The organism is Pseudoxanthobacter soli DSM 19599, assembly GCF_900148505.1.
In the GTDB taxonomy this organism is placed as follows: domain Bacteria; phylum Pseudomonadota; class Alphaproteobacteria; order Rhizobiales; family Segnochrobactraceae; genus Pseudoxanthobacter; species Pseudoxanthobacter soli.
In genome coordinates, this window is sequence record NZ_FRXO01000005.1 from 250805 (window position 1) to 277006 (window position 26202).

A 26202-nucleotide genomic window follows, 5' to 3' on the forward strand; every position below is an offset into this window, starting at 1 on the left:
TGAAGGCGCAGGCAGGCCGGCGCCTCTGGACGATCTCCGGTCCGCCACCCTGCGGCGATTCCGGCGCTCGATCCGTTGCTGCCACCATCCGGCAGGTCCAGCGGGAGGGCCGGGCGACCGTATGGCATGAAACGACGCCGCGCTTTCCGCACGGTATCCCATTGAGCGGACCATAGCGTCGGCTGATGGAGATTGCAAGTCATTCTTATGTTTAGATCTATTCCAGTCGACGACGGGCTGCCGGCTCAGAAATCCGCGCACGGGGTCTGGTGCCGGATGAGGCGCCCGATCGGGGTTCGCGCCCCACGCGGCCTGAGGCGTGGTATCTTTATAAAGGTGCGCATATAGAGGCGCGCGGACGAACGGGCATGCCGCCACCGCGGGCTTTCGAACCCGGACAGCGTGTGTTAGAAGGCACCCGCTCCGTTCCGCCTTTGGTGGCGCGGGCGTCGACGCATGTGTGCCGCGGGAGCTTGCCGGCGGCCACGGTGGTGGCGCCGGCTGGATCGCTTCGGGTGGGTGCGCGGGCCGGTCCGGAGATCGCCGGCCGCCCGGATGACGGCATCCGGGCGTCGCATCGGTTTGGACTGCGGGTTGGGGCAGGGGCGTTCCTTGAGAACGCATCTTCGTCCCGATGGGTTTTGGAACGGCGAAGGCGGCGCGAATGACGGCCGCCGGCCGGTTTCCCGCTGCATGCGGTCGCGCGGACCGGATGACGACGGCGGGATCAGGTTGTGAGGGATCCGGGAGCGGGATGGACCAGCGTCGCGCGAGCTTTGATTATGAAGACCTGCTGGCCTGTGGCCGCGGAGAACTGTTCGGCCCCGGCAATGCGCAGCTTCCCCTGCCGCCGATGCTGATGTTCGACCGCATCCCCTCGATCGGCGAGGATGGCGGCGAATATGGCAAGGGCCACGTCCGCGCGGAACTCGACGTCAACCCCGACCTCTGGTTTTTCGGTTGCCACTTCAAGGGCGACCCGGTGATGCCGGGCTGCCTCGGCCTCGATGCGATGTGGCAGATGCTCGGCTTCTTCCTCGGGTGGCTGGGCTCGCCCGGCCGCGGGCGGGCGCTCTCGGTCGGCGAGGTCAAGTTCACCGGCCAGGTCCTCCCGCACGTGAAGAAAGTCGAATACGGCGTCGACCTGAAGCGTGTGATGCGCTCCAAGCTCGTGCTCGGCATCGCCGACGGCTGGCTGAAGGCCGATGGCGAGACCATCTACCGGGCGCTCGACCTCAAGGTCGGCCTGTTCAAGACGGAAGCCGCCACGGCGGGCAGCTGATCGGCCGCATCGCGGCGCGCTTCCCCGGCCTCTGCCCGTCGACGTGCCGGAGCGGCCGGGGCGGAACGTCCGGGCGGATCATGGAGGGCCGGGCTTGGTGCCGCGGCCGGGCGGCGCGCGTGCGCCGCGCTCAAGAGGTGAAGGACGGAGGGCCCAATGAGACGGGTTGTCGTCACTGGCATGGGGATCGTGTCCTCGATCGGGAACAACACGCAGGAGGTTAACGCCTCCCTGCGCGAGGCCCGGTCCGGCATCGTCCACGCCGACGATTATGAGAAGCTCGGCTTCCGTTGCCAGGTTCATGGCGCGCCGACGCTTGTCGCCGAGGACATCGTGGACCGTCGGGCCATGCGCTTCCACGGCGGCGGCACGGCGTGGAACCATGTCGCGATGGAGCAGGCGCTCCGCGATTCCGGCCTCGAGGCCCACGAGATCTCCAACGAGCGTACCGGCCTGATCATGGGCTCCGGCGGTCCGTCGACCCGCACCGTGGTCGAGGCGGCCGACACCGCGCGCACGAAGGGCCCGAAGCGGATCGGGCCGTTCGCGGTGCCGAAGGCGATGTCGTCGACTTCCTCCGCGACGCTCGCGACCTGGTTCAAGATCAAGGGCGTCAACTATTCGATCTCGGCCGCCTGCGCGACCACCAACATCTGCATCGGCAACGCGGCCGAGCTGATCCAGTGGGGCAAGCAGGACATCGTGTTCGCGGGCGGCTGCGAGGAGCTCGACTGGACTCTGTCGGTCCTGTTCGATGCCATGGGCGCCATGTCCACCGGCTATAACGACCGTCCCGCGGTCGCCTCGCGTGCCTACGACAAGAACCGTGACGGCTTCGTCATCGCCGGCGGCGCCGGCGTGCTGGTGCTCGAGGAATACGAGTACGCGAAGGCGCGCGGCGCGCGCATCTATGCCGAGATCGCCGGCTACGGCGCGACCTCCGACGGCTACGACATGGTGCAGCCGTCGGGCGAAGGCGCCCAGCGCGCCATGCGGCTCGCGCTCGAGGGCGTCAAGCTGCCGGTCGACTACATCAACCCGCATGCCACCTCGACGCCGATCGGCGACCTGCGCGAGATCGAGGCGATCCGCGCCGTGTTCGGCGACAAGTGCCCGCCGATCTCGGCCACGAAGTCGCTGACCGGCCACTCCCTGGGCGCCGCCGGCGTGCAGGAGGCGATCTATTCGATCCTGATGATGCAGAACGGCTTCATCGCCGAAAGCGCCCACATCGACGAGATCGACCCGGCGTTCGCCGACATGCCGATCGTGCGCGAGCGGATCGACAACGCCAGTCTCGGCTGCGTGCTGTCGAACGGCTTCGGCTTCGGCGGCACCAACGCCACCCTCGTGCTCAAGCATCCGGACGCCTGACGCGCCGGTCGTTCCGGAGCGCGGATGCCCCTCGAATTTGCCGGCGGACCCCGCCGGCATCGTTCATCTCCGGATCGCCCGCTGCGGTCCCGACCCAGAGGATCGACATGTCGCAGTTGATGGCCGGCAAGCGCGGGCTCGTGATGGGTGTCGCAAACGACCATTCGATCGCCTGGGGCATCGCCAAGCGTCTTGCGGCCAACGGCGCCGAACTCGCCTTCACCTACCAGGGTGACGCGTTCGGCCGGCGCGTGAAGCCGCTCGCCGACTCGCTCGGCGCGCGCCACCTGCTGCCGTGCGACGTGGAAGACCTCGCCTCCGTCGACGGCGTGTTCTCCACCCTCGGCGATGCGTGGGGCTCGATCGATTTCGTGGTCCACGCGGTGGCGTTCTCCGACAAGAACGAGCTCAAGGGCCGCTACGCCGACACGACGCGCGAGAACTTCGTGCGCACCATGGTGATCTCCTGCTTCTCGTTCACCGAGATCGCCAAGCGCGCCGCCGCGCTGATGCCGAACGGCGGCAACCTCATCACGCTCACCTATGGCGGCTCGACCCGGGTGATGCCGAACTACAACGTCATGGGCGTCGCCAAGGCCGCGCTGGAATCGTCCGTGCGCTATCTGGCGATGGATTACGGCCGCCAGAACATCCGCGTGAACGCCATCTCGGCCGGCCCGGTGCGCACGCTCGCCGGCTCCGGCGTGTCCGATGCGCGGCTGATGTTCAATTTCCAGCGCAAGCACGCCCCGCTCGGCCGCACCGTCACCATCGACGAGGTCGGCGGCTCCGCGCTCTATCTTCTGTCCGACCTGTCGTCGGGCGTGACCGGCGAGGTTCATTTCGTCGATTCCGGCTACAACATCATCTCGATGCCGCATCTCGACGAGCTGAAGGCCGTCGAGCGCCAGGAGGACGCCCAGGGCATCGCCGGAACCCCGGGCGCCGCGCCGCGGGCCGAGGTGGTCTGACGCCGCCCGTTCCGTTCGGACCGCCGGTCGGATGACGGAGACCTTCGCGCGCCGCCTTATCCGCTCCGATGCCCCTTCGCAACGGACCGGCGAGGGGCCATATTGGGCGGTGGCGGTGCGTTGCCGGCTTCGAGCATATCCCGTTCGGATCGAACCGATCTGAACGACAAGGATATGATCAAAGCGTTGGATCCTAGGGCCCGGCACCGGCGCAGCGCGGCGCTTCTTTCGGTTTCACGGACGTCTGCCATGTCCCTCGTCGTCAAAATCTGCGGCCTGAAGACGCCCGAGACGGTCGAGGCCGCCATCGATGCCGGCGCCGACATGATCGGCTTCGTGTTCTTCCCGAAGAGCCCCCGCCATCTCGGGTTCCAGGAAGCCGCCGAGCTCGCGCGGCTGGCGCGCGGCCGGGCCGAGATCGTCGCGCTGGTGGTCGATGCCGGCGACGGCATGTTCGCCGCGATCTCCGACGAGGTGCGGCCGGACTGGTTCCAGCTCCACGGCCACGAGACCCCGGAGCGGGTCGCGGCCGTCGGCGATCTGTTCGGACGCCGGGTGATGAAGGCGATCGGCGTGCGCACCGCCGAGGACCTTGAGGCGCTCGGGCACTTCCCCGCAGCGGACCGGCTGCTGCTCGACGCCAAGGCGCCGCACGGCGCGTCGCGGCCCGGCGGAAACGGCAGGGCTTTCGACTGGAACCTGCTTGCGCACCTTGACCATGCGCCGCCGTTCATGCTTTCCGGTGGGCTTGGCCCGGAGAACGTGCGCGAGGCGATCGCGAAAGTCCGGCCGTTCGGTATCGATGTCTCCAGCGGCGTGGAAACGGCGCCGGGCGTGAAGGATCCCGAACGGATTGCCGCGTTCGTCGCCGCCGCGCGCGCGGCGGAGGCGGAACTGGCGGCGAGCCGTCCGGCGCAGGATGCCGGCGGGGCCGTATGAACGGGAACACAAAAGGGTATCGGCCGTGAACGAGGTTGCACGCGCAAAACTGGCTGAGGCTGCGTCCGGGGCGGCGGCCAATTCCTGGCGTTCGGGACCCGATGCGCGCGGCTTCTTCGGCATGTTCGGCGGCCGCTTCGTCGCCGAGACGCTGATGCCGCTGATCCTCGACCTCGAAGCGGCGTGGAACGCGGCGCGCACCGACCCGGCTTTCGAGGCCGAGCACGCGGCGCTGCGGACGAGCTATGTCGGCCGCCCGAGCCCGCTGACCTTCGCCCCCCGCCTGACGGAGCATCTCGGCGGCGCCAAGATCTATCTGAAGCGCGAGGAGCTGAACCACACCGGCTCCCACAAGATCAACAACTGCCTCGGCCAGATCCTGCTGGCCAAGCGCATGGGCAAGACGCGGATCATCGCCGAGACCGGCGCCGGCCAGCACGGCGTCGCTTCCGCCACGGTCTGTGCCCGCTTCGGCCTGCCGTGCGTGGTCTACATGGGCGCGACCGACATCGAGCGGCAGAAGCCCAACGTGTTCCGCATGCGCCTGCTCGGCGCCGAGGTGGTGCCGGTGACGTCCGGCGCGGGCACGCTGAAGGACGCGATGAACGAGGCCCTGCGCGACTGGGTGACCAACGTCGAATCGACCTATTACCTGATCGGCACCGCGGCCGGCCCCCATCCCTATCCGGCGATGGTGCGCGACCTGCAGTCGGTGATCGGCGAGGAGACCCGCGCCCAGATCCTGGAGGCCGAGGGCCGGCTTCCCGATGTCCTCGTCGCCTGCGTCGGCGGCGGTTCCAATGCCATCGGCCTGTTCCACCCCTTCCTCGACGATCCCGACGTGAAGATGGTCGGCGTAGAGGCGGGCGGCCACGGCCTCGACGGCGACGAGCACTGCGCCTCGCTCAACAAGGGGCGGCCGGGCGTACTGCACGGCAACCGCACCTACCTGCTGCAGGACGCCGACGGTCAGATCCTCGAAGGCCACTCGATCTCCGCCGGCCTCGACTATCCCGGCATCGGCCCCGAGCACTCCTACCTCCACGCCACAGGCCGGGTGAAATATGTGCCGGCCACCGACGAGGAGACGCTGGAGGCGTTCAAGCTGCTGTCGCGGCTGGAGGGCATCCTGCCGGCGCTCGAATCCGCCCACGCGCTCGCCGAGGTGATCAAGCTCGCCCCCACCATGGGCAAGGACGAGATCATCGTCATGAATCTGTCCGGCCGCGGCGACAAGGACGTGTTCTCCGTCGCAAGCCATCTCGGCCTCGATATCTGAGCGGAACCGACATGAACGCCCCCCTGTCCAACCCGGTCGCTGCCGGCTCCCGCATCGACCGCCGCTTCGCCGCGCTGAAGGCGGAAGGCCGCCCGGCGCTGGTGACGTTCCTCACCGCGGGCGATCCCGATCCGGCGACGTCGGCGGCGGTCCTCGCCGCGCTGCCGGCGGCCGGCGCCGACATCATCGAGATCGGGATGCCGTTCTCCGATCCCATGGCGGACGGGCCGGCGATCCAGGCCGCGTCCCAGCGGGCGCTGAAGGCCGGGCAGACGCTTGAGGGAACGCTCGCCATGGTGGCGGCGCTGCGCGAGGTCGACGACGCCGTTCCCGTGGTGCTGATGGGCTATTACAACCCGATCTACACCTACGGCATCGAACGGTTCCTGGAGACCGCCCGCAAGGCCGGGGTCGACGGGCTGATCGTGGTGGACCTGCCGCCCGAGGCCGATGACGAGCTGTGCCTGCCGGCGCACGAGCACGGTATCTCGTTCATCCGGCTGGCGACGCCCACCACCGATGAGAAGCGTCTGCCCTCGGTGCTCGCGAACACCTCCGGCTTCGTCTATTATGTCTCGATCCTCGGGATCACCGGCACGGCGGCGCCGGATGCCGCCGTGGTCGGCGAGGCGGTCCGCCGCATCAAGGCGCACACCGATCTGCCGGTCGCCGTCGGCTTTGGCGTGAAGACGCCCGAGCAGGCGGCCTCCATCGGCCGTATAGCCGATGGCGTCGTCGTCGGTTCTGCCATCGTCCAGGCGCTGGCGGCCACGCTCGACGAAGAGGGCCGCGCGACCGCGGCGAGTGTCGATGCGGTTCGCGATCTGGTCGCGGCGCTCGCCGCCGGCGTGAAGACCGCCCACACGGCCTGACAGCCATATTTCCGCCGACCGGCGGTGCGATGCGGTTCGTTGCCCCCGGCCGAGCCGCCTTGAACGAGGCTATTGATGAACTGGATCAACACTGTCGTCCGCCCGAAGATCCGCTCGTTCCTGAACCGGCGCGAGGTCCCCGAGAATCTCTGGATCAAGTGTCCGGAAACCGGGGAGATGGTGTTCCATCGCGATCTCGAGGCGAACCAGTGGGTGGTGCCGGGCTCCGGCCACCACATGAAGATTCCCGGCCGCAAGCGGCTTGAGCTCCTGTTCGACGGCGGCAATTACGAACAGCTTCCGACGCCGCAGGTCGCGGCCGATCCGCTGCGTTTCCGCGACGAGCGGCGCTATGTCGACCGGCTGAAGGATGCCCGCGCCAAGACCGGGCTCGATGACGCCGTGATCGTCGCCCGCGGCCGGCTGGACGGGCTCGACCTAACCGCCGCCGTGCAGGATTTCGCCTTCATGGGCGGCTCGCTCGGCATGGCCGCCGGCGAGGCGATCATCGCCGGCCTCGATGCGGCGCGGATCGCCGGCACCCCGTTCGTGCTGTTCGCGGCCTCCGGCGGCGCGCGGATGCAGGAAGGCATCCTGTCGCTGATGCAGATGCCGCGCACCACGGTCGGCATCGCCGCGCTGAAGGAAGCGGGCCTTCCCTACATCGTCGTGCTCACCAACCCCACCACCGGCGGCGTCACCGCGTCCTATGCCATGCTGGGCGACATCCACATCGCCGAGCCCGGCGCGCTGATCTGCTTCGCCGGCCCGCGGGTCATCGAGCAGACCATCCGCGAGAAGCTGCCGGATGGCTTCCAGCGGGCGGAATATCTGCTGGCTCACGGCATGGTGGACATGGTGGTCCACCGTCACGAGATCCGTCCGACGCTGTCGCGGGTGCTGAGGGTGCTGATGGGGCAGCCGCCGGCGGATGCTCCGGCCGCCGCTGAGGGTGTCGCGAACGTGCCCGCCACGGTCGCGGCCTGACGGGCCGGCCGAACCGAACGTGATGGACCGCACCGGCGCCACGCTGCAGCGCCTCGCCAAGCTGCACCCCAAGGAAATCGACCTGTCGCTCGACCGGGTGCACCGGCTGAACGCGGCGCTCGGCCATCCCGAGACGAAGCTGCCGCCGGTGATCCACGTCGCCGGTACCAACGGCAAGGGCTCGGTCACCGCGACCATGCGGGCGATCCTGGAGGCGGCGGGCAAGAGCGTCCACGTCTATACCTCGCCGCATCTCGTCAATTTCCACGAACGATTCCGGCTCGGCCAGCCGGGCGGCGGCCGGTTCGTCACCGACGAGGCGCTGATCGCGGCGCTCGACGAGGTCGAGCGGGTCAACGACGGCGCGCCGATCACCGTGTTCGAGATCACCACCGCCGCGGCGCTCGTGCTGTTCAGCACCCATCCGGCCGACGTGCTGCTGCTCGAAACCGGGCTTGGCGGCCGCCTCGACGCCACCAACGTGGTGGAAAAGCCGCTCGCCAGCGTCATCACCGCGATCTCGATGGATCACGAGAAGTTCCTCGGGGACGATCTCGCCAGCATCGCGCGGGAGAAGGCGGGCATCATCAAGCGCGGCGTGCCGGTCGTCTCCGCGCCGCAGCAGCCGGTGGCGGCGGAAGTCATCGAACGGGTCTCGGCGCGCCAGCAGGCGCCGCTGCATCTCGGCGGGCAGGACTGGACTGTCACCGAGGAGCGCCGGCGGCTCGTCTTCCAGGACGAGGATGCCCTGCTCGACCTGCCACTGCCGCGCCTCGTCGGGCGCCATCAGCTCGCCAACGCGGGAACCGCGATCGCCGCGCTGCGCGCGGCGGCGCTGTGGCCGGGGATGGCTGCGGCCGAGCGCGGCCTCGGCGCCATCGAATGGCCCGCGCGCATGCAGCGCCTGTCGGCCGGCCGGCTGGTCGATCTCTGCCCCCCCGGATCGGAGCTGTGGCTCGACGGTGGGCACAATCCCGCGGCCGGGGAGGCGATCTCCGGCGTGATGGCCGACCTCGAGGAGCGTCACCCCCGTCCGCTGTTCATGATCGTGGGAATGCTCAACACCAAGGACCCGATCGGCTTCTTCAAGCCGTTCGCCGGGCTGGTGCGCCATCTGTTCACGGTTCCGGTTTCCGGATCGGAGGCCGGCCGGGAGCCGGGCGAACTCGCCCAGGCCGCGCGCACGGCGGGGCTTTCGGCCGAGCCCGCCGGAAGCGTCCAGACGGCGCTCAGGGTGCTTCAGGAGGGCTGGCGCTACGAGCCGCCGCCGCGCATCCTGATCTGCGGCTCGCTCTATCTCGCCGGCGACGTGCTCGACCAGAACGGCACACCGCCAGCCTGAACCCGGCGGGGAACGCCGCACCGTCGGTCAGGGCAGGGGGCTTCGGGAAAGCGGCGCGGGGCAGGGCGATGCCCCTCCCCAGTGACTTATGCTGCCCGGTAACTCACGCTTGCCCACCGACCGCGCGCCGACCTTTGCCGCATGAAAAAGGGGCGCCGGCATCGCCGGGCGCCCCTTTTCCGTTTCGTGATCTTGGTCGTCGGCGACCTTGGCCGCGCGTGGGTTCTCAGTTCGTCGGAACCGGCGTGCCGTTGAGCCGGGCGAGGCCGTCGATCGCGGGCTTGTAGTTGGCCTTGAGATTGAGGGCGGCGCGGAACGACGTGCGGGCCTTCTCGACATTGCCGAGCTGGCTCGCCGCGATGCCGCGGTTCGCCCATGCCTCGGCGTAATACTTGTCGATGGACACGGCGACCGTGAAGTCGTCCTCGGCGGACTGGTAGTTGCCCAGCGCCAGATAGGACAGGCCGCGGCCGTTATAGGGCGCGGCGGCCGACGGATCGAGGCTGATGGCGCGCGAGAAGTCCTCGACGGCCTGGGCGTTGTTGCCCTGCTCCTGATAGACCAGCGCGCGGTTGTGGAATGCCTGAGAATTGTTCGGGTCGGCCGCGATCGCGGCGTTGAAGTCGTTCAGCGCCAGATCGTACTGCTTGTTCAGGCGGTAGATATTTCCCCGGCCCACATAGGCGGCCGAATATTTCGGATTGATCTGCAGCGCCTTGGCGTAGTCGTTGAGGGCCGACATCATGTCGCCCATCGACCGGTAGATCAGCGCGCGGTTGGCGTAGGCCTGATAGAAATTCGGGTCGAGCTTGATGGCGGTGCTGAAGTCGGCGAGCGCCTTGTCGTAGGAGCCCATCCGGCCGTAGGCGCTGCCGCGCACATTGTAGGCCAGCGGATCGGAGGGGTTGGCCTCGATCACCTGGCTGATCGACTGGATGTTGTCCGCGGAGGCCGCGCGTGCGGCGACCTGAGCCGGTGTCAGCGCGGCCTGATTCTGGCAGCCCGCGGCGATCAGGGCCAGCGCCAGTGCGCCGGCCGGCGCGACCACACGGCCGTTGCCGGAAAGGGCACGGATCAGACCCGGCATCACGCCCCGGCCACCCGCCTCGGGACCCTGCTTCGAAGGCTGCGCCGCCGTCCCCATCGTCCTCAAGCCCGCTTGCCGCATCCCATACTCCTGGCCGCCGTCGATGACCCCCGGTCGTCGGAACGGTCGCTGTTTGAAACGCGCATCCGCCCCAGGCGATGCGCTTGATGGAAAACTTGTCCGCCCGCGGCCGCGCTCGGCTCCGGTCCCGTCGCGGGACGGTCCGCCGATTCGCACGCGGTGCGTCCTGCCAGGAACCCCGTGTTCGGGATGCCGATGTCGAGAACATGGCAGACGGTGCGAAAAATCGATCGTCTCGTCCGAATTCTGCGCGGGCGCGGCAACTCGGCATCGCCGACCACCGGTTCCGGAGCGCGTCGGCCCTTCGCCTGCCCATGCCCGGCGTGTGCTGCGCACCGGCCGATGCCGGTCCCGAAGCATCGAACCCGACCCGTTTCGAACCCGACCTGTTTCGAACCTGAGGCGCGTCGAACCGAGGCGCGGTGAATCGAAGACGCTTCGAATCCGAATGGCGGCGAAAGCGAAACGCCGCGAGCCTCCGGCGACGAGGACACCCCCGCGTCGCGAACGGCCGAAGCCGCGGACCGTGGAGCGTCGACCGCCGCGATCCGCCACGCTGCGCCGAGTCGGGAAGCGACGAGAGAACCGCCGGCCGGAGCACACGGGCACCGGTGCATATGGCACCGGAGCAAATGGCACCGCAGCACATAGCAAAAGACCGCCGTTGGAAGACCCAACGCCGGTCCGGTAATCCGCGCGATTCGCGCCGCGTCCAGTGTCACGCGCGAATCGGTCTCTGGCGGCCGATCAGAATGCCGGCCGGCGCGCTCGCGCCGGGGCAAACGGCGGCGGAAATCCGGGCTCCCGAAGAAGCCGGCCCGCCTCGTATCGATCAGCGCTTGGCGACGACCTTGGTCGGCACCAGACCCTCGCGCTGCGCGCGCTTGCGGGCAAGCTTGCGCGCACGGCGAACGGCCTCGGCCTTCTCACGCGCCTTCTTCTCCGACGGCTTTTCGTAATGACCGCGGAGCTTCATCTCGCGGAAGATGCCTTCGCGCTGCATCTTCTTCTTGAGAGCCTTCAGAGCCTGGTCGACGTTGTTGTCGCGGACGAGAACCTGCACGCCTTTGTCTCGCTATCCTGTCGAGACCGCTTCCCGCCTTAAAGGGAACGGTGTCATCGAATGTTGATCAAACCAAACGGACGGCGCGCTTCGCCCTGTCAGACGAAACCGCACCGTTCGACATGGAGGGCTCGATAGCAGAAACGTGGCCCTGTGTCCACGTCTTCCTGCCCCGTATTCCCGCCTGTGTTCACGCCCTGTCTTAGCCGTGTCTTGGCCGTGTCTTGGCCGACTTTCCCATCGCCGGATTTGCCGCCGCTTGCGTCTGCCCGACGGAGATCGCCCGCCTGGCCGCAGGGCCTGTATGGGGGCGCGGGAGACGAGGCGGTGCGGGGAGGCGGAGGGTCCGCGGTCAAAGCGGTTGGAGGAGAAGGGCACGCAGGCGCTTGGGGGGTGACGGCGCCTGCGTGCCCTTGCCGCCGGTTCCCTGCGGGGCGGCAGGGGGCGGCGCCTCCATCGATCCGGCGCCGGGGCTGATCGGCGATGGGGATCGACGTCGCGACCGGAGCCGCACGCCAAACGAGGCAGCTCCACCGCGGTCTTCATCTTCGTCCGGTGGGGCGGACGGCCGAAGATGAAGTCTTGCCGAAGCGATCAGCCGGACCGGAGGAACCGGATCGACGGAACATCGCTTCGCAGTTCAGGAACCGGGCACCGCGCGGCCGTCAGAGGCGACGGTGTCCTGCGGTCGGTGCCCTGCCGGCGAACCGGCGAAGGCTCACTGCGCCGTGGTGGACGCAGCCGGCTTCTTGGTCTTGTGGGCAGTCGAGGCCGGCTTCTTCTTCTTGACGGTCGTGTGCTTCACCGTGCTCTGGGCGGTGGTGGAGGTCGACGGCGTCGTGCTCGCGGCGTAGGCGGCCGGGGCGAGGCCGAGCGCCACCGAGAGGGTCGCGGCGGAGAGGGCAAGCGCGAGGCGGTTGCGGATGGTCATCTTGAAAATCCTCGTTTGCGATGCGCCGGGGGCGGCTGCGACCCGCCGGTGGTGGCTTCCATCGCGCCACATAGCTATTTCGCTATGACCCCGAGGGCGGTTACAGGCAGACGAGAATTTTTTTCGGGACCCGCATTTTTTTTCAGGTGCGGGGCGATTTCTTCGCCGGACGGCGCAGCGTGCGCGTCAGGGCGGGCGCGCCGAACGCGACGCTGCAGCCGATCACGGCCGCGACCGCGATGAAGTTGACGAAGAGATCGGCCGCCGCCGCGTCCCACGGGCGGAACAGGTTGAACAGCGTCAGCCCGGCGGAGACGGCCGCGAGGCCCGCCGTCGCCGCCGCCAGCCGCGGCCAGAGCGAATAGGCCCGCCGCAGCATGAACACCATCAGCGCCGACAGGGGCAGGGCGAGCGCGAGAATCAGCACGAGGCAGTCGCGCACCTCGCTCAAGGTCGGGTCGTAGGCATCGTCGGGCGCCATCCACACGCGCACGAAGCCGGCGATGCTGGCCCCGATCCAGATCGCGGCGGAGGGCAGCGGCACCAGCGCCCAGGTGGGCGAACGGTCCGGAACCGAGAGTTCGAAGGCCGCGAGCGCGGCAAGGCCCATCGTGACGACGGATGCCGCAAGGGCGAGCGCGAACTCCGGCATGTCCACCATGCGCCCGAACAGTTCCTCGAGATCGGCGAACACGGCGAGCGTGATGGTGAGCGCGCCGACGATGGCGAGCCAGCTCGTCGCCCTGAGGGCCGGCGTGGACATCCGCTCGACCGGGGGCGGTTCGTCGGCGAGATCGCCGATCAGGGCCTCGAGCCGCGCGGCCGCCGAGCCCCCGGCGGTCAGGTCGGGATCATCGTCGTAGGAGGGGAGATCGTGCGGCGAGAGATCTCGGGAGGCGAGATCGCGGGCGCCGAGATCGTGCGAATCGCCGGCCTCGTCGCGCCCGGCGTGGGGCTGGCCGGAGAGGCCATGCCGCGTGTCCCGCCCGGGGCGCCCCGGCGCATCGCGGTCGGTGTCGTCCGACCGGGCGGAAATATCCGGCAGATGAGGCATCGCTCGGCTCCTGATCCGGGCTCGGCGCCCGGCCCAGGGGCCCCGGCGTCAGTCCTGACTGGCGAGACGCACCGTGAGCGCCTTTAGCGCACGGTGCAAGTTCACCTTCAACGCCCCCATCGACCGCCCCGTTGCGGCCGCCGCTTCCGCGAGCGACCGCTGCCGCAGCGCCAGTTCCTCGACCGCTTCGCGCTGGCCCGCGGGCAAGGTGGCGATGGCCTTGCCCAGCCATTCGATGCGGCCCTGGAAGTCGACTACGGCGGTCTGATCGGCCTCGGAATCAGGATGGTTCTCGTAGGCGAGCGGGGCGTGGACCTCGCGGCTGTCGCGGCGGGTCTGGCGGCGGAGGAGATCGATTGCCCTGCGCTGCGCGATGGTGCGAATCCACGCCGTGAACGACCGGCCGCGCTCATAGGTGTGCCGCGCCTGATGGAGGGTGAGGAGCACGTCCTGCACCACGTCGTCCAGCCGGTCCGGCGGCACGCCCTGCCGGCGCGCGGCCGACCGGATCAGCGGCACGCTTTCCCGCAGCACGGTCTGATAGGCGCGGCCGTCGCCTTCCTGGGCGGCGACCATCAGCGCGCTCAAACGCGCATCGGCATCCGGAACCGGAGACTTCTGAGAGAGAGGAGTGTCGGACATGTTCGGCTTCGCCCACCCGTCGACCGCAAGTTAAAAATCGGTCATGGCCGATCACGATCCAGCGATCCGAAGCGGGCGTTGTTGAGGCGGGCCAAAAATTTCCGGGAACCACGTCGTCGGGCATGGCCTGACCCCTCCGGAGGCCGTGGCCGCCTCCCGCCAGCGGCGGGAAGTGCTGTTGAATCAAGGGCTGCGTCGAAGGGATGTCGCGGTTCGGCCTGTGGATGCCGGCGCCGTGTCTTCCCTTGTGGTTCGTCGCGACCGGCCCGGCGGTTACGTTGCCGGGATTCAAAAAAAGGCAATTTCGTGAAATGAACCGCGTCCCGAGCGCCGGGGCCGCCGGAGCGGCCCCGCCAGGCCCCGTCACATGGTCGCGCCGACCTGCCAGGGCACGAATTCCGCGTCGCCGTAGCCGAGCAGTTCGGACTTCGAGCGCTCGCCCGAGGCGACCCGCAGCACGGTCTGGAAAATCTCCCGGCCCTTGTCCTCGATGGAAACGCCCTCGACCACGTCGCCGCAATTGATGTCCATGTCGTCGGGCATCCGGCGGTAGGTCTCGGAGTTGGTCGCGAGCTTGATCGAGGGCGTCGGCTTGCAGCCATAGGCCGAGCCGCGGCCGGTGGTGAAGCACAGCACGTTGGCGCCGCCCGCCACCTGTCCCGTCGCAGAGACCGGATCGTAGCCGGGGGTGTCCATGAACACGAGGCCGCGGGTGCGGACCTGTTCGGCATAGCGGTAGACGTCGGCGAGCGCCGTGGTGCCGGCCTTGGCGGCGGCGCCGAGCGACTTCTCCAGAATGGTGGTGAGCCCGCCCGCCTTGTTGCCCGGCGACGGGTTGTTGTTCATGTCGCCGTGGTTGCGGGTGGTGTAGTCCTCCCACCAGTGGATGATGTCGACCAGCTTCTCACCCACCTCGCGATTGACCGCGCGGCGGGTCAGCAGGTGCTCCGCGCCGTAGATCTCGGGCGTCTCCGACAGGATCGCCGTGCCGCCGTTGGCGACGAGCAGGTCGACGGCCGCGCCGAGCGCCGGGTTGGCGGTGATGCCGGAATAGCCGTCCGAACCGCCGCACTGCAGGGCGAGCACCAGTTCGGAAGCCGGAATGGTCTCGCGCCGCGCGGCGTCGACCGCTGGCAGCATCTCGCGGATATCGGCCACCGCGCGCTCCACCGCCTTGCGGGTGCCGCCGCTGTCCTGAATCGTCAGGGTGCGGAAGGTCTCGCTTTCGGAAAGGCCGTATTCGCTCTTCATGCGGGCGATCTGGAACACCTCGCAGCCGAGGCCGACCATCACGACGCCGCCCATGTTCGGGTTGGCCGCGTAGCCCCACTGGGTGCGCTTCAGAATGTCGAAGCCTTCGCCCTTGGAAGCCATGCCGCAGCCGGTGCCGTGCACCAGCGGGATGACGCCGTCGATGTTGGGATAGTCGTCGAGGATGCCCGAGCGCTCGATCTCCTTGGCGACGAAGCGGGCGACCGTGGCCGAGCAGTTCACCGAGGTGAGGATGCCGACATAGTTGCGCGTGCCCGCGCGGCCGTCCGCCCGGCGGAAGCCCTGGAAGGTCGCGCGCTCGCTTTCCGGCACCATCGTGGCCGGGCGGGCCTCCTCCGCATAGCGATAGTCGCGCTCGAACGTCTCCATCCGGCAATTGTGCTCGTGCACCCACTCGCCGGCCGCGATCGGCCGCGAGGCGGCGCCGATGATCTGGCCGAACTTGCGGATGGATTCGCCCTCCGCGATGGGCCGCACCGCGATCTTGTGGCCGCGCGGAATGCGCTCGCGCGTGACGACGCCTTCCGCGAGGGCGCCTTCACCGAGGCCGTCGACGGCGACCACGACGTTGTCGTCGGCATGAAGCCTCAGGATCGGCGGGCGTTCGGGAGCGGAGACGGTGATCGTGGACATCTCGGGGGACCTCGGAGGAAGCGGTATCCGGCCTGCGGCCCGTGCTTTCTCGCGGGGTCTCGGCGCAGGACGGGCGGCGGGGGGACGCCTGCGGACCGTGCCGCGCGCCCGTGCTTTAGGTAGTTGGATCGGTTTCAGTTTACAATAACGATAAAATACGGGAGCGGATAATACCGATAAAAGACCGCCGAAGGCAAACGCCGCCGTCGCTGCACATGCGGCAAACGACGTATTGCCGCTAGCGCCTTCGCCGGCTGACAGTGCCGGCTTGCACCCGCGCCGGACGGTCCGGTCCAGTGGAAGAGAACCCGGTGGAAGAGGCCTATGCCGCGATGGCCTGCTTCCGCCCGCCCGGGCGGCGGGGTTTGAGCCTCAGGGCGGGCGCCTCGATGAAGTGCCAGGACAAAACTGCCAGCGCCAGCGCGCCGGCCAGCGACACCAGCGCGGCGACGTGAACGCCAAGGACGCCGTGGAAATGCGCCGCCACCACCTGCTGCATCGGAAAGGCGTAGAGATAGAGCCCGTAGGAGAAGTCGCCCCACCGTGCGAAGCCGGCAAAGGATGTCCCCCGGGCGAAGGCCAGCACGGCATAGGCGAACAGGAAGGCGCGCGGCGCGAACGGCAGCGCGGTCGCGGGCATCACCACCAGCGCGCCGACGATCAGCACGGCGATGTCCGTCCGCAGCGGCAGCCGGTTCGGGCTCAGCGCCAGCACCGCGCCGCTCAGATAATAGAGCCCGAGCCCGGCGATCACCGTCATATCCGAGCCGGCTACGAACAGGCTGGTGCGCCCGCTCGCCTCGACCGCGATCAGGAAGCCCCACAGCACCGCGCCGCCGAGAAGATGCCACGGCAGCGCGCGCGCGAACACGCGGGGCAGTCCGAGGCGCACCGCCACCAGCACGGCGAGGCCGATCGCCGACGACATCACATACATCAGCACCTCGACCGGCAGGCTCCACAGCGAGCCGTTGACGGCGCCGGGGAACGGATTGTCGGCGAACACGCCCGGCAGGGTGTGATGGATGCGGGGAAACAGCACGATGTTGCCGAGATAGCGCCACGTCTCGCCGGACGCGAAATAGGCACCGAGCGGAACGGTGGTGACGAGCGGGCCGAGCACGAACACCGAGAACAGCAGCACGCCGGCGAGGCCGGGCAGGATGCGCAGGGCGCGGCGCCTTGCGAACCGGGCCGGCGAGGGGTCCGCCTGCCAGCTCAGCGTGATGAGATAGCCGCTGACGCAGAAGAAGATGTCGATGCCGAGCCCGTGCAGCGAGGTGCCGAGCAGGAACGGCACCGGCTCGCCCATCAGCACGAACATGTGGCCGTAGAGCACAGACAGGGCCGCGAGCACGCGCAGGAAATCGAAATTGTTGGCGCGCGTCATCGCAGAGCCCGGTTCACCCTTGTTGCCCGCGACCTTGTAGCCTTCCGGCCGCCGCCGTCAAACGTCCGCTCGGCGGTTCCCGCGCGAACGGCGGCGAACGCCCCTGCCGCTCGACGCTCTGTCATGTTAGCAAAATGCGCCCGTCCGCTTTTCTCCCGTCCGCCATGCCTCGGTTGGTCTGGCGCGCCAATGCACGAGCCTTCATGACGCCGTCGATGCCCGTTCCCGCCTCGTCCGTTCCCGCCCCGTCCGATGCCGGCCTGCCGGGCGCTGCCGCAGCGGCCGTCGTGCCGGCCTTCGTGCGCGCCCACGGCGGCGTCGGCCTCACGCTCACCGCCGCGCCGCGCGGCACCGAGGCGATGCGGGTGCGTGAGGCGGGCGGCTACCGCGTGCGCTTCCCCGCGGTGGAAGGGCGCCATTGCGAGGCCGTGCTGATCAACACCGGCGGCGGCATGACCGGCGGCGACACCATGCGCGTCGAGATCGAGGCGGGCGAGGGCGCGGACGCGGTGGTGACGACCCAGGCGGCGGAGAAGATCTATCGCTCGCAGGGTGCCGACACCCGCGTCGACGTTTCCATCCGGCTTGCGTCAGGCGCGAGTTTTGCATGGCTGCCGCAGGAAACCATTCTGTTCGACGGGTCGCGGCTTCGCCGCTCGCTCGAGATCGACCTTGCCGGGGATGCGCGCCTGCTGATGGCGGAGAGCCTGTTTTTTGGTCGTGCGGCCATGGGGGAAAGTTTCGCGCGCGGCGCGTTCCGCGATCGCTGGCGGCTGCGCCGCGACGGCCGGCTGGTGCTGGCCGAGGGCGTGCGGATCGAGGACGACATCGCCGGCACGCTGGAGCGCGCGCCGCTCGGCGGCGGCGCGCGCGCCGTGGCCACGCTCGTCTGTGTGGCGCCGGACGCCGAATCCCGTCTGGACGAGGCCCGTGCCCATCTCGAAGGCGCCGTGAGCGAATGCGGGGCAAGCGCGTGGGACGGGCTTCTCGTGGTCCGGATGCTCTGCCGCGAGGCCGCCGCCCTCAGGGCCGATCTGGTGCGCTTCCTCGTTGCCTTCAGGGGAATGGCGATGCCGCGATCCTGGTAGCGCCGGCAGGCCGCCCGCCCCACGGTTGCGGCATGCCCGGAGGCAGACCCGGAATTCCTTAGCCTGCTTCGTATCCCTTATCTCGCTTCGAAAGACCAAGGCTTGGAGACTGTGCGATGAACCTGACACCCCGGGAAAAGGACAAGCTGCTCGTCGCCATGGCGGCGATGGTGGCCCGTCGCCGGCTGGAGCGCGGCGTGAAGCTCAACCATCCGGAAACGGTCGCGCTCATCACCGACTTCGTCGTGGAGGGCGCGCGCGACGGCCGCACCGTGGCCGACCTGATGGAAGCCGGCGCCCACGTCGTGACCGCCGACCAGGTGATGGACGGCGTCGCCGAGATGATCCACGACGTGCAGGTCGAGGCGACGTTCCCGGACGGCACCAAGCTCGTGACCGTCCACAACCCGGTCCGCGGCGCGCTCGGCCGGCTCGATCCCGGCGCGGTGGAGACGGCCGAGGGCGAGATCGTGCTCAACGTGGGCCGGGCGACGGTCACGCTCACCGTCTCCAACACCGGCGACCGGCCGATCCAGGTCGGCTCGCACTACCATTTCTACGAGACCAACGCCGCGCTTTCCTTCGACCGCGAGGCCGCCCGCGGCATGCGCCTCGACATTCCCTCGGGAACCGCCGTGCGCTTCGAGCCGGGCCAGACGCGCGAGGTCAACCTCGTGGCGCTTGCCGGCGAACGCACCGTCTACGGCTTCCGCCAGGCGGTGATGGGCAAGCTCTGAGGCTCCGGCAGGAACCGAACGACGAGAAAGTCGAAGGACGAGAGAGTCGAAGGACGAGAGACATGGCTTACACGCTTTCCCGCGCCGCCTATGCCGGCCTGTTCGGACCGACGACCGGCGACAAGGTGCGCCTCGCCGATACCGAACTCTTCATCGAGGTCGAAAAGGACTTCACCACCTACGGCGAGGAAGTCTCGTTCGGCGGCGGCAAGGTCATCCGCGACGGCATGGGTCAGTCCCAGGCGACGCGGGCGCAGGGTGCGGTCGACACCGTCATCACCAACGCCGTGATCCTCGACCACTGGGGGATCGTGAAGGCCGACGTCGGCCTCAAGGGCGGCCGCATCGCCGCCATCGGCAAGGCCGGCAACCCGGACATCCAGCCGGACGTGACCATCATCATCGGCCCGGGCACCGAGATCATCGCCGGCGAGGGCAAGATCCTCACCGCCGGCGGCTTCGATTCCCACATCCACTTCATCTGCCCGCAGCAGGTGGACGACGCGCTGATGTCGGGCATCACCACCCTGCTCGGCGGCGGCACCGGGCCGGCGGAAGGCACCAAGGCCACCACCTGCACCCCCGGCCCGTGGCACATCGAGATGATGATCCGCGCCGTGGACAGCATGCCCGTCAATATCGGCATCGCCGCCAAGGGCAACGCCTCGCTGCCGGGAAGCCTCGTCGAGCAGGTGATGGCGGGCGCGTGCGCGATGAAGCTGCACGAGGACTGGGGCACCACGCCGGCCGCCATCGACAACTGCCTGTCGGTCGCCGACGAATACGACGTGCAGGTGATGATCCACACCGACACGCTGAACGAATCGGGCTTCGTGGAAGACACCATCGCCGCCTTCAAGGGCCGCACCATCCACGCCTTCCACACCGAGGGCGCCGGCGGCGGCCATGCCCCGGACATCATCAAGGTGGCCGGGCTGCCGAACGTGCTGCCGTCGTCCACCAACCCGACGCGGCCCTTCACCCGCAACACCCTCGACGAACACCTCGACATGCTGATGGTGTGCCACCATCTCGACCCGTCGATTCCCGAGGATCTGGCGTTCGCCGAAAGCCGCATTCGCAAGGAGACCATCGCGGCCGAGGACATCCTGCACGATCTCGGCGTGCTCTCGATGATGTCGTCGGACAGCCAGGCCATGGGCCGGCTCGGCGAGGTGGCGACCCGCACGTGGCAGACCGCCCACAAGATGAAGGTGCAGCGTGGCCCGCTGCCCGGCGAGAACGGCAACGACAATGTCCGCGCCAAGCGCTACATCGCCAAGTACACCATCAACCCGGCGGTGGCCCACGGCGTGTCGAAGCACATCGGCTCGGTCGAGCCGGGCAAGCTCGCCGATCTCGTGCTGTGGTCGCCTGCCTTCTTCGGCACCAAGCCCGATCTCGTGCTCAAGGGCGGCATGATCGTCGCCGCGCCGATGGGCGACCCCAACGCCTCGATCCCGACGCCGCAGCCGGTGCACTACCGCCACATGTTCGGCGCGTTCGGCAAGGCGGTGGGCGCGACCTCCGTCACCTTCGTCTCGAAGGCGGCGATCGAGGGCGGGCTCGCCGGACGCCTCGGCCTTGAAAAGACGCTGGTCGCCGTCGAGAACACCCGCGGAGGCATCGGCAAGCGCTCGATGATCCACAACGACGCCACGCCGAAGATCACCGTCGATCCCGAGACCTACGCGGTAACGGCGGACGGCGAGCTGCTGGTGTGCGAGCCAGCCGAGGTGCTGCCGATGGCCCAGCGCTATTTCCTGTTCTGAGCCGCGCCGCGCGGGTTCGAATTCAACAGAAGAAAGCGGCCGGAGCGCAAGAGCATATCCCGTTCAGATCGAAGCGATCTGAACGACAAGGATATGCTCAAGCTTTCGAATCTGGAGCGATTTCTCGTCGATCTGATGATTCCATCAGATCGGAAAGCGCTCTAGCCCCGGCCCGATGCGAAAGCGAACGTCATGTTGCGTGCCACTGCCATCCTCCGCCACGGCGAGGTCGACCGCGAAAAGATCGTCGACCGCGTCACCCTCGACCATGCCGGCCGGCACCGGCGTCGCGTCGTTCTCGGCGCCGAGGGCGGGCTCTCCTTCCTGCTCGATCTCGGCAAGGCCGTCGTGCTCCACGACGGCGATGCGCTGGTGCTGGATGACGGCCGCCTCGTCGAGGTGAAGGCCGCGGCCGAGCGGCTCCTCGCGGTCAAGGCGGCCGATCCGCTCGCGCTCGCCCGCGTCGCCTGGCACATCGGCAACCGCCATACCCCGGCCGAGATCACCGAAACCGCGATCTTCATCGAGGACGACCACGTTCTCGCCGACATGGTGCGCGGCCTCGGCTGTGCCGTGGAGCCGGTGGTGCGCCCCTTCCGCCCCGAGCGCGGCGCCTACGACCATGGCGGCGGCCACCACCACCACGACCGCTTCGCCGAGGACGAATCGGCCCATGCCGACGGTCATGACCACGATCACGGTCACCACCATCACGACGACGACCACGGCCACGCCCATGGCCACGGGCATCATGACGACGACCATGATCACGGTGGGCACAGCCACAACCATAGTCATGGCCATTCCCATTCCCAATCCCATGCCCACGCCCACGCCCACGCTCATGCGGAGGCCGGGGGCAAACCGGTCCCGGCGGACAGGCCCCACGCGCACCAGCATGTGCACGTCCACACCCACGTCGAAGCGGACGGGACGGTGACGACCCACGCTCACGGCCACGCCCATGCGCATTCCCACGACACCGACGGGCCGCACCATCACGACCGGCTGCACCCCGACGACGCGCCGCACCGGCATCACCACCCGCGCGCCGAGGATGGCGCGTCGTGAGCGCGCAATGACCATGCAAACGCGCGCAATGAGCGCTCATCTACCGATGATGGTGTGGATGTCGCCCGCCTTTCCGGTGGGCGGATTCGCCTATTCCCACGGGCTCGAATGGGCCGCGGAAGCCGGCGACCTGAAGGGCGCCGACGACCTCAGGGAATGGCTCGGCGACCTCCTGTTCCACGGCGGTCCGCGCAACGACGCCATCCTGTTCCGCGCTGCCTTCCTCGCCAGCGGGAGCGGGGACAACGATGGGCTGCGCGAGGCCGCGGAACTCGCGCTCGCCTTCGCCGGCAGCCGGGAACGGCGGCTCGAAACCGTCACCCAGGGCAACGCCTTCGTCATCGCCGCCACCTCGTCCTGGCCCTGCGCGGCGCTCGACCGCCTGAAAGCGGCCTGGGATGGGGATATCGCCTATCCCGTCGCCGTCGCGGTGACCGCCGCCGGCCACGGTCTCGCTCTCCATCCGGCGCTCGAAGGCTTCCTCGTCGGCGTCGTCGGCAATCTGGTCTCGGCGGCCGTCCGCCTCGGCGTCGTCGGTCAGACCGGCGGCCAGCAGGCGGTGGCCGCGTTGGTGCCTGCCGTTGAAAGGCTCGCCGCCCTGGTCTGCGGCATGGACGGCGCAGCGGTCCTCACCCTCGACGATCTCGGCGGCGCGGCGTTCCGCAGCGACATCTCCGCCCTTCGACACGAAACCCAGTATACGAGGCTGTTCCGATCATGAGCACATCCCCCAATGGCCCCCTGCGCGTCGGCATCGGCGGGCCGGTCGGCTCGGGCAAGACCGCGTTGATGGAGGCGCTGTGCAAGCGGCTCGCGGGCGACTACGCCGTCGTCGCCATCACCAACGACATCTACACCAAGGAAGACGCGGAGATCCTGACGCGCGTCGGCGCGCTGCCGCCCGAGCGCATCATGGGCGTGGAGACCGGTGGGTGCCCGCACACCGCCATCCGCGAGGACTGCTCGCTCAATCTCGCCGCCGTCGCCGACATGAACCGCCGCTTTCCGGGGCTCGATCTCGTGCTGATCGAATCGGGCGGCGACAATCTCGCAGCGACGTTCTCGCCGGAACTCGCCGACATCACGATCTATGTGATCGATGTTTCCGGTGGCGAGAAGATCCCGCGCAAGGGCGGGCCCGGCATCATCCGGTCCGATCTTCTGGTGATCAACAAGATCGATCTCGCGCCCTATGTCGGCGCCAGCCTCGAGGTGATGGAGCGCGACACGCAGCGCATGCGTGGTGAGCGGCCCTATGTGTTCACCAACATTCGCGGCGGAACCGGCGTCGACGTGGTCGCCGACTTCATCCTGAGAGCCGGTGGCCTGAAGGCTTGATTGCAGGGCTCTGAACGGGTTGCGCCCGGCGGCTGCCGATCGGGCGCAACCGGCCGCATCGAAGGGAAGCGGCCATTGGCCGTGTGACGAGAGCGGAGGCCCGTCGTCAGGGCCTTCTGCGGGTCACACGGACGTCGGTACTGGTCGGGTGTTCGCGATATTTGGCCGGGCCGTGCGGCTCAGGTCATCGTCGCCGCGGTCAGGCTGTTGGGCGAGGTTCCGTAATAGCGCAGCGTGCCGTTGCCGTAGTGCGCATACATCAGGTCGCCGGTCAGCTTGTTCAGAACGCTGAAGTGGCCAGACGAATATCGTCCGCCGTCGCCCATGACGATAAGGTTGCCGCTGAACTCGTAATAGTTCTCGATGTTGCGGTTGATCTTCACCATGGTGGAGGTGTCGTCCGAAATCTGATCCCGCCGCCGCGCGATTTCCTCGCGCAGATAGTTCGCCATCTTGCGGATGGCGGACGGCATGTTCTCTTCCGTATCGGACGCGAACCTGGATGGCATCCGGGCCGCTTCCTCGATGGCCGCGACGACGGCTGCGAGGCCGATATCCTCCGCGCCGGTCGTCGCGACGTCGCTGACGGACGGCGGCGGCAGCGCCGGCAACTGCCAGCCGAACACGGCGACGGCGTCACCACTCGGCTCCGGTGTGTCGCCGCTGTCCTCAAGCCAGGGATAGGGGGAGGGGCCGTCTTCGCCGATGGCCAGCCCCCCGTTGCCGTCCGTTCCGGCTGCGCCCGCAGCTGCCGTGTCCCGAACGGAGGCATCGGCGCGGTCGCCGACGGCAAAACCGTCCGGTCCATGGGTGGAGGGCAGGGCTGAAGGCTGGGCGGCAGGCTGGCGCAGCTGCTGGATATCGGCGGCGTTGCCGGCATGATCTGCCGTCGCCACGCCGCTTCCGGCGTCGGCGGATGAGGAGGTGTTCAGAACGGCATTGCTGATCGCAGTGGTGACCTGCGACGAGATGGGCGAAAGCCGCGTCGAAATCTCCGTATTCTTCACGGCGGCGTCCGCGGTCGTCTCGGAACTGCCTTCGACGGTGGGCGTATAGAGGGCCGTGGACGTCGCCGAGGTCACCGAAACCGGCGCGGCGACGGCCAGGTCACGCGCCGCGACCGCGGCCTGGGTCCACGGCGGAGCGGGCTGGTTCGGCTGGGATGTCACCGACTGGATAGCCGTCATGATGATCGCCGTCCCGAACACTGACGGCCGGGCGGGGAGGACCCGGGCATCAGAACGCGTGCCGCTCGACCGCTATCATGGCGACGGGCGACGATGAGCAGCGACTATCATGGTCGCCGTGAAATCGGGTCCACGCTGCCGGGCAACGTCCGGCACAATCAGCTATGTAAAGTATGCTTCCAAGTTGCACGGCGAAGCTTGCGCGAAGCTTGCTTTCGCCGCGGCGCCGCGGCGTAAAAGATGTGCAAAACCAATGCGTCGAGCGCATCCAGCGTCGTGGGCACGGTCTCTCCCGATCGAAATGGCGGCCGCAACGGCACGGCGGGGCCACAGGCGAGAACGGGTGGCCGTGGTCCCGCTCAGACAAGCTAATGTTTCTACTTGTCTTTCGGCGTTAGCGCGAAAAGAGGTTGGGCGAAACGCGATTGCGGGGACACTCGATCCGAGGTCAAGAGCCTTTTGAAGCTCATTGTAAATGCGTGACGGATTTAAGACGGGTGAAAAAGCACGCGAGTCTCGTGAGCACAACCAGGGCTTGATCCTGTTGCGTTCGGACTGGTCCGGCGGGGAGACGATGAGCCAAATGGCTGCGATCGCGCAATTTCCCCGTCGACGGGTCTGCGCTGACGGGAAACTGAGGTCGGGAAAACGGCTACCCGCGCGTTGACGGGTCGATCAGGCCGGCATCGCCGCGAGCGGGATGATGGCGCCGCGGTGACGGATCACGGTGGCAGCCAGCGAATGGCCGGCGAGCGCGGCGTCTTCCACGCCGGCGCCGAGGGCGCGGGCGGCGAGATAGCCGGCGTTGAAGCTGTCGCCGGCCGCGGTGGTGTCGACGGCCTTGGCGGGCGGCGGCACGGCGAGCGGCGCGGTGGATGTGCCGCCGGCCACGATCAGGGGGCCGTTCGGGCCGCGCTTCAGGATGCACTCGCGATGGCCGTAGCCCTTCAGGCGGGCGATGACGGTATCCTCGTCCGCCTCGTCGAACAGCGCCATCTCGTCGTCGACCGACGGGAACGCGACCGTCGCGACCCGCCAAAGCCGCTCGACGGTCTCCTGCGCCTCTGTCTTCGAGGCCCAGAGCCGCGGGCGATAATTGGAATCGAACGCCACCGTGCCGCCATTGGCGCGATGCCGCTCGAGAAGCGCGATCAGCCGCTCGCGTCCGGCCGCCGGCAGGATCGCGACGGAGATCGCCGAGAGATAGAGCACGTCGTGGCCGAGGAGGGCGGCTTCGAAACCGGCGTCCGGGGCGTCGAACAGCGTGCGAGCCGCCGCCTCTCCGCGCCAGTAGGTGAAGGAGCGCTCGCCATCCGCAGCCGTGGTGATGGCGTAGAGGCCGGCGATGCGGTCCGGATGGCGGCGCACCAGGGCCGTGCCGACACCTTCCGCTTCCCATGCCGACACCATGCGGTCGGAGAACGGATCGCGGCCGACCGCCGTGACATAATCGACGGCCACGCCCTGCTTCGCCACGAGGCGGGCGAGATAGATCGCGGTGTTGAGAGTGTCCCCGCCGAAACCCAGCGCCGTCGTGCCGTCCGGTGCAACGCCGAGTTCCACCATGCATTCGCCGATCGAGGCGATGGAGGAAAAGCGGAGGGCGCGCGAGGAAACGGCTTCGGAAACCATGGGGCGGAACTCGAAACTGCGGGTGGGGAGGGCGCCGGCCGTGCAGAATGGCCATCGCGCTTTCGGGGGTTCACCCTTAGTCCAACAGGGCGAAGAGGGGGAAGCGATTTTCGGGCGGGACGCGATTTTCGGCGGACGGCGCTTTCGGTCTCCGCTTCGTTTCCCGTCAGCGCGGTGC

Annotated in this window: 23 protein-coding genes; 14 read left to right on the forward strand and 9 right to left on the reverse strand. The window is 68.6% G+C overall.

Annotated elements, in window-relative coordinates:
* Nucleotides 1-754 precede the first annotated feature (754 nt).
* From fabA to BUF17_RS13935, 8 genes are all read left to right on the forward strand, one after another.
* A complete protein-coding gene (gene fabA / locus BUF17_RS13900; protein WP_073629654.1) occupies nucleotides 755-1282 on the forward strand; it encodes a 3-hydroxyacyl-[acyl-carrier-protein] dehydratase FabA in 528 nt (175 codons plus the stop codon).
* A 156-nt stretch (nucleotides 1283-1438) separates the two neighbouring features.
* Entirely contained in the window at nucleotides 1439-2656 is a 1218-nt protein-coding gene (gene fabB, locus BUF17_RS13905; protein ID WP_073629656.1) for a beta-ketoacyl-ACP synthase I, read from the forward strand.
* Nucleotides 2657-2763: 107 nt separating this feature from the next.
* Nucleotides 2764-3627 (forward strand): enoyl-ACP reductase FabI, encoded by an 864-nt coding sequence (fabI, locus tag BUF17_RS13910; protein WP_073629658.1) that lies wholly within the window; start codon nucleotides 2764-2766, stop codon nucleotides 3625-3627.
* Nucleotides 3628-3876: 249 nt separating this feature from the next.
* Nucleotides 3877-4566, forward strand: coding sequence for a phosphoribosylanthranilate isomerase (locus tag BUF17_RS13915; protein ID WP_073629660.1), 690 nt, complete (start codon nucleotides 3877-3879; stop codon nucleotides 4564-4566).
* Nucleotides 4567-4687: 121 nt separating this feature from the next.
* Complete coding sequence (trpB, locus tag BUF17_RS13920; RefSeq protein ID WP_244530897.1) at nucleotides 4688-5845, forward strand: tryptophan synthase subunit beta; 1158 nt, start codon at nucleotides 4688-4690, stop codon at nucleotides 5843-5845.
* Between the two features lie 11 nt (nucleotides 5846-5856).
* Nucleotides 5857-6717 (forward strand): tryptophan synthase subunit alpha, encoded by an 861-nt coding sequence (trpA, locus tag BUF17_RS13925; protein ID WP_073629662.1) that lies wholly within the window; start codon nucleotides 5857-5859, stop codon nucleotides 6715-6717.
* Between the two features lie 75 nt (nucleotides 6718-6792).
* On the forward strand, nucleotides 6793-7704 hold the full coding sequence (accD, locus tag BUF17_RS13930) for an acetyl-CoA carboxylase, carboxyltransferase subunit beta (RefSeq protein ID WP_073629664.1): 912 nt from the start codon (nucleotides 6793-6795) through the stop codon (nucleotides 7702-7704).
* A gap of 22 nt (nucleotides 7705-7726) precedes the next feature.
* Nucleotides 7727-9046 carry a bifunctional folylpolyglutamate synthase/dihydrofolate synthase gene (locus tag BUF17_RS13935; protein ID WP_073629666.1) on the forward strand — a complete coding sequence of 440 codons (1320 nt, stop codon included), beginning with the start codon at nucleotides 7727-7729 and terminating at the stop codon, nucleotides 9044-9046.
* Nucleotides 9047-9272: 226 nt separating this feature from the next.
* Here BUF17_RS13935 and BUF17_RS13940 read toward each other — a convergent pair whose 3' ends face one another.
* From BUF17_RS13940 to BUF17_RS13970, 7 genes are all read right to left on the reverse strand, one after another.
* Complete coding sequence (locus tag BUF17_RS13940; protein WP_073629668.1) at nucleotides 9273-10133, reverse strand: tetratricopeptide repeat protein; 861 nt, start codon at nucleotides 10131-10133, stop codon at nucleotides 9273-9275.
* Between the two features lie 913 nt (nucleotides 10134-11046).
* Complete coding sequence (gene rpsU, locus BUF17_RS13945; RefSeq protein WP_073629670.1) at nucleotides 11047-11277, reverse strand: 30S ribosomal protein S21; 231 nt, start codon at nucleotides 11275-11277, stop codon at nucleotides 11047-11049.
* A gap of 718 nt (nucleotides 11278-11995) precedes the next feature.
* Entirely contained in the window at nucleotides 11996-12208 is a 213-nt protein-coding gene (locus BUF17_RS13950; protein WP_073629672.1) for a hypothetical protein, read from the reverse strand.
* Nucleotides 12209-12350: 142 nt separating this feature from the next.
* Entirely contained in the window at nucleotides 12351-13262 is a 912-nt protein-coding gene (locus tag BUF17_RS13955) for an NrsF family protein (protein ID WP_084564673.1), read from the reverse strand.
* Nucleotides 13263-13310: 48 nt separating this feature from the next.
* Nucleotides 13311-13904, reverse strand: coding sequence for a sigma-70 family RNA polymerase sigma factor (locus tag BUF17_RS13960; RefSeq protein WP_073629674.1), 594 nt, complete (start codon nucleotides 13902-13904; stop codon nucleotides 13311-13313).
* Nucleotides 13905-14267: 363 nt separating this feature from the next.
* On the reverse strand, nucleotides 14268-15809 hold the full coding sequence (locus BUF17_RS13965; protein WP_073629676.1) for a UxaA family hydrolase: 1542 nt from the start codon (nucleotides 15807-15809) through the stop codon (nucleotides 14268-14270).
* Nucleotides 15810-16131: 322 nt separating this feature from the next.
* The gene (locus tag BUF17_RS13970; protein WP_073629678.1) at nucleotides 16132-17199 is read right to left on the reverse strand and encodes an acyltransferase family protein; all 1068 of its coding nucleotides are present in this window, start codon (nucleotides 17197-17199) and stop codon (nucleotides 16132-16134) included.
* 203 nt (nucleotides 17200-17402) lie between these two features.
* Between BUF17_RS13970 and BUF17_RS13975 the strand changes: the two genes are divergently transcribed.
* From BUF17_RS13975 to ureG, 6 genes are all read left to right on the forward strand, one after another.
* Complete coding sequence (locus BUF17_RS13975; protein ID WP_244530887.1) at nucleotides 17403-18287, forward strand: urease accessory protein UreD; 885 nt, start codon at nucleotides 17403-17405, stop codon at nucleotides 18285-18287.
* A 116-nt stretch (nucleotides 18288-18403) separates the two neighbouring features.
* A complete protein-coding gene (locus tag BUF17_RS13980) occupies nucleotides 18404-19024 on the forward strand; it encodes an urease subunit gamma (RefSeq protein ID WP_073629680.1) in 621 nt (206 codons plus the stop codon).
* 62 nt (nucleotides 19025-19086) lie between these two features.
* The gene (ureC, locus tag BUF17_RS13985) at nucleotides 19087-20796 is read left to right on the forward strand and encodes an urease subunit alpha (protein ID WP_073629682.1); all 1710 of its coding nucleotides are present in this window, start codon (nucleotides 19087-19089) and stop codon (nucleotides 20794-20796) included.
* Nucleotides 20797-20988: 192 nt separating this feature from the next.
* On the forward strand, nucleotides 20989-21867 hold the full coding sequence (locus BUF17_RS13990) for an urease accessory protein UreE (RefSeq protein ID WP_073629684.1): 879 nt from the start codon (nucleotides 20989-20991) through the stop codon (nucleotides 21865-21867).
* A gap of 28 nt (nucleotides 21868-21895) precedes the next feature.
* Entirely contained in the window at nucleotides 21896-22588 is a 693-nt protein-coding gene (locus tag BUF17_RS13995) for an urease accessory protein UreF (protein WP_244530888.1), read from the forward strand.
* Nucleotides 22585-23205, forward strand: a complete 621-nt coding sequence (gene ureG / locus BUF17_RS14000) for an urease accessory protein UreG (protein WP_073629688.1) — start codon at nucleotides 22585-22587, stop codon at nucleotides 23203-23205. Before BUF17_RS13995 ends, ureG begins: the two co-directional genes overlap by 4 nt.
* Nucleotides 23206-23384: 179 nt before the next feature.
* Here the strand turns inward: ureG and BUF17_RS14005 are convergent, their stop codons facing one another.
* Nucleotides 23385-24392, reverse strand: coding sequence for a hypothetical protein (locus BUF17_RS14005; RefSeq protein WP_139282534.1), 1008 nt, complete (start codon nucleotides 24390-24392; stop codon nucleotides 23385-23387).
* A gap of 675 nt (nucleotides 24393-25067) precedes the next feature.
* Nucleotides 25068-26024, reverse strand: coding sequence for a sugar kinase (locus tag BUF17_RS14010; protein ID WP_073629692.1), 957 nt, complete (start codon nucleotides 26022-26024; stop codon nucleotides 25068-25070).
* Nucleotides 26025-26202: the final 178 nt, after the last annotated feature.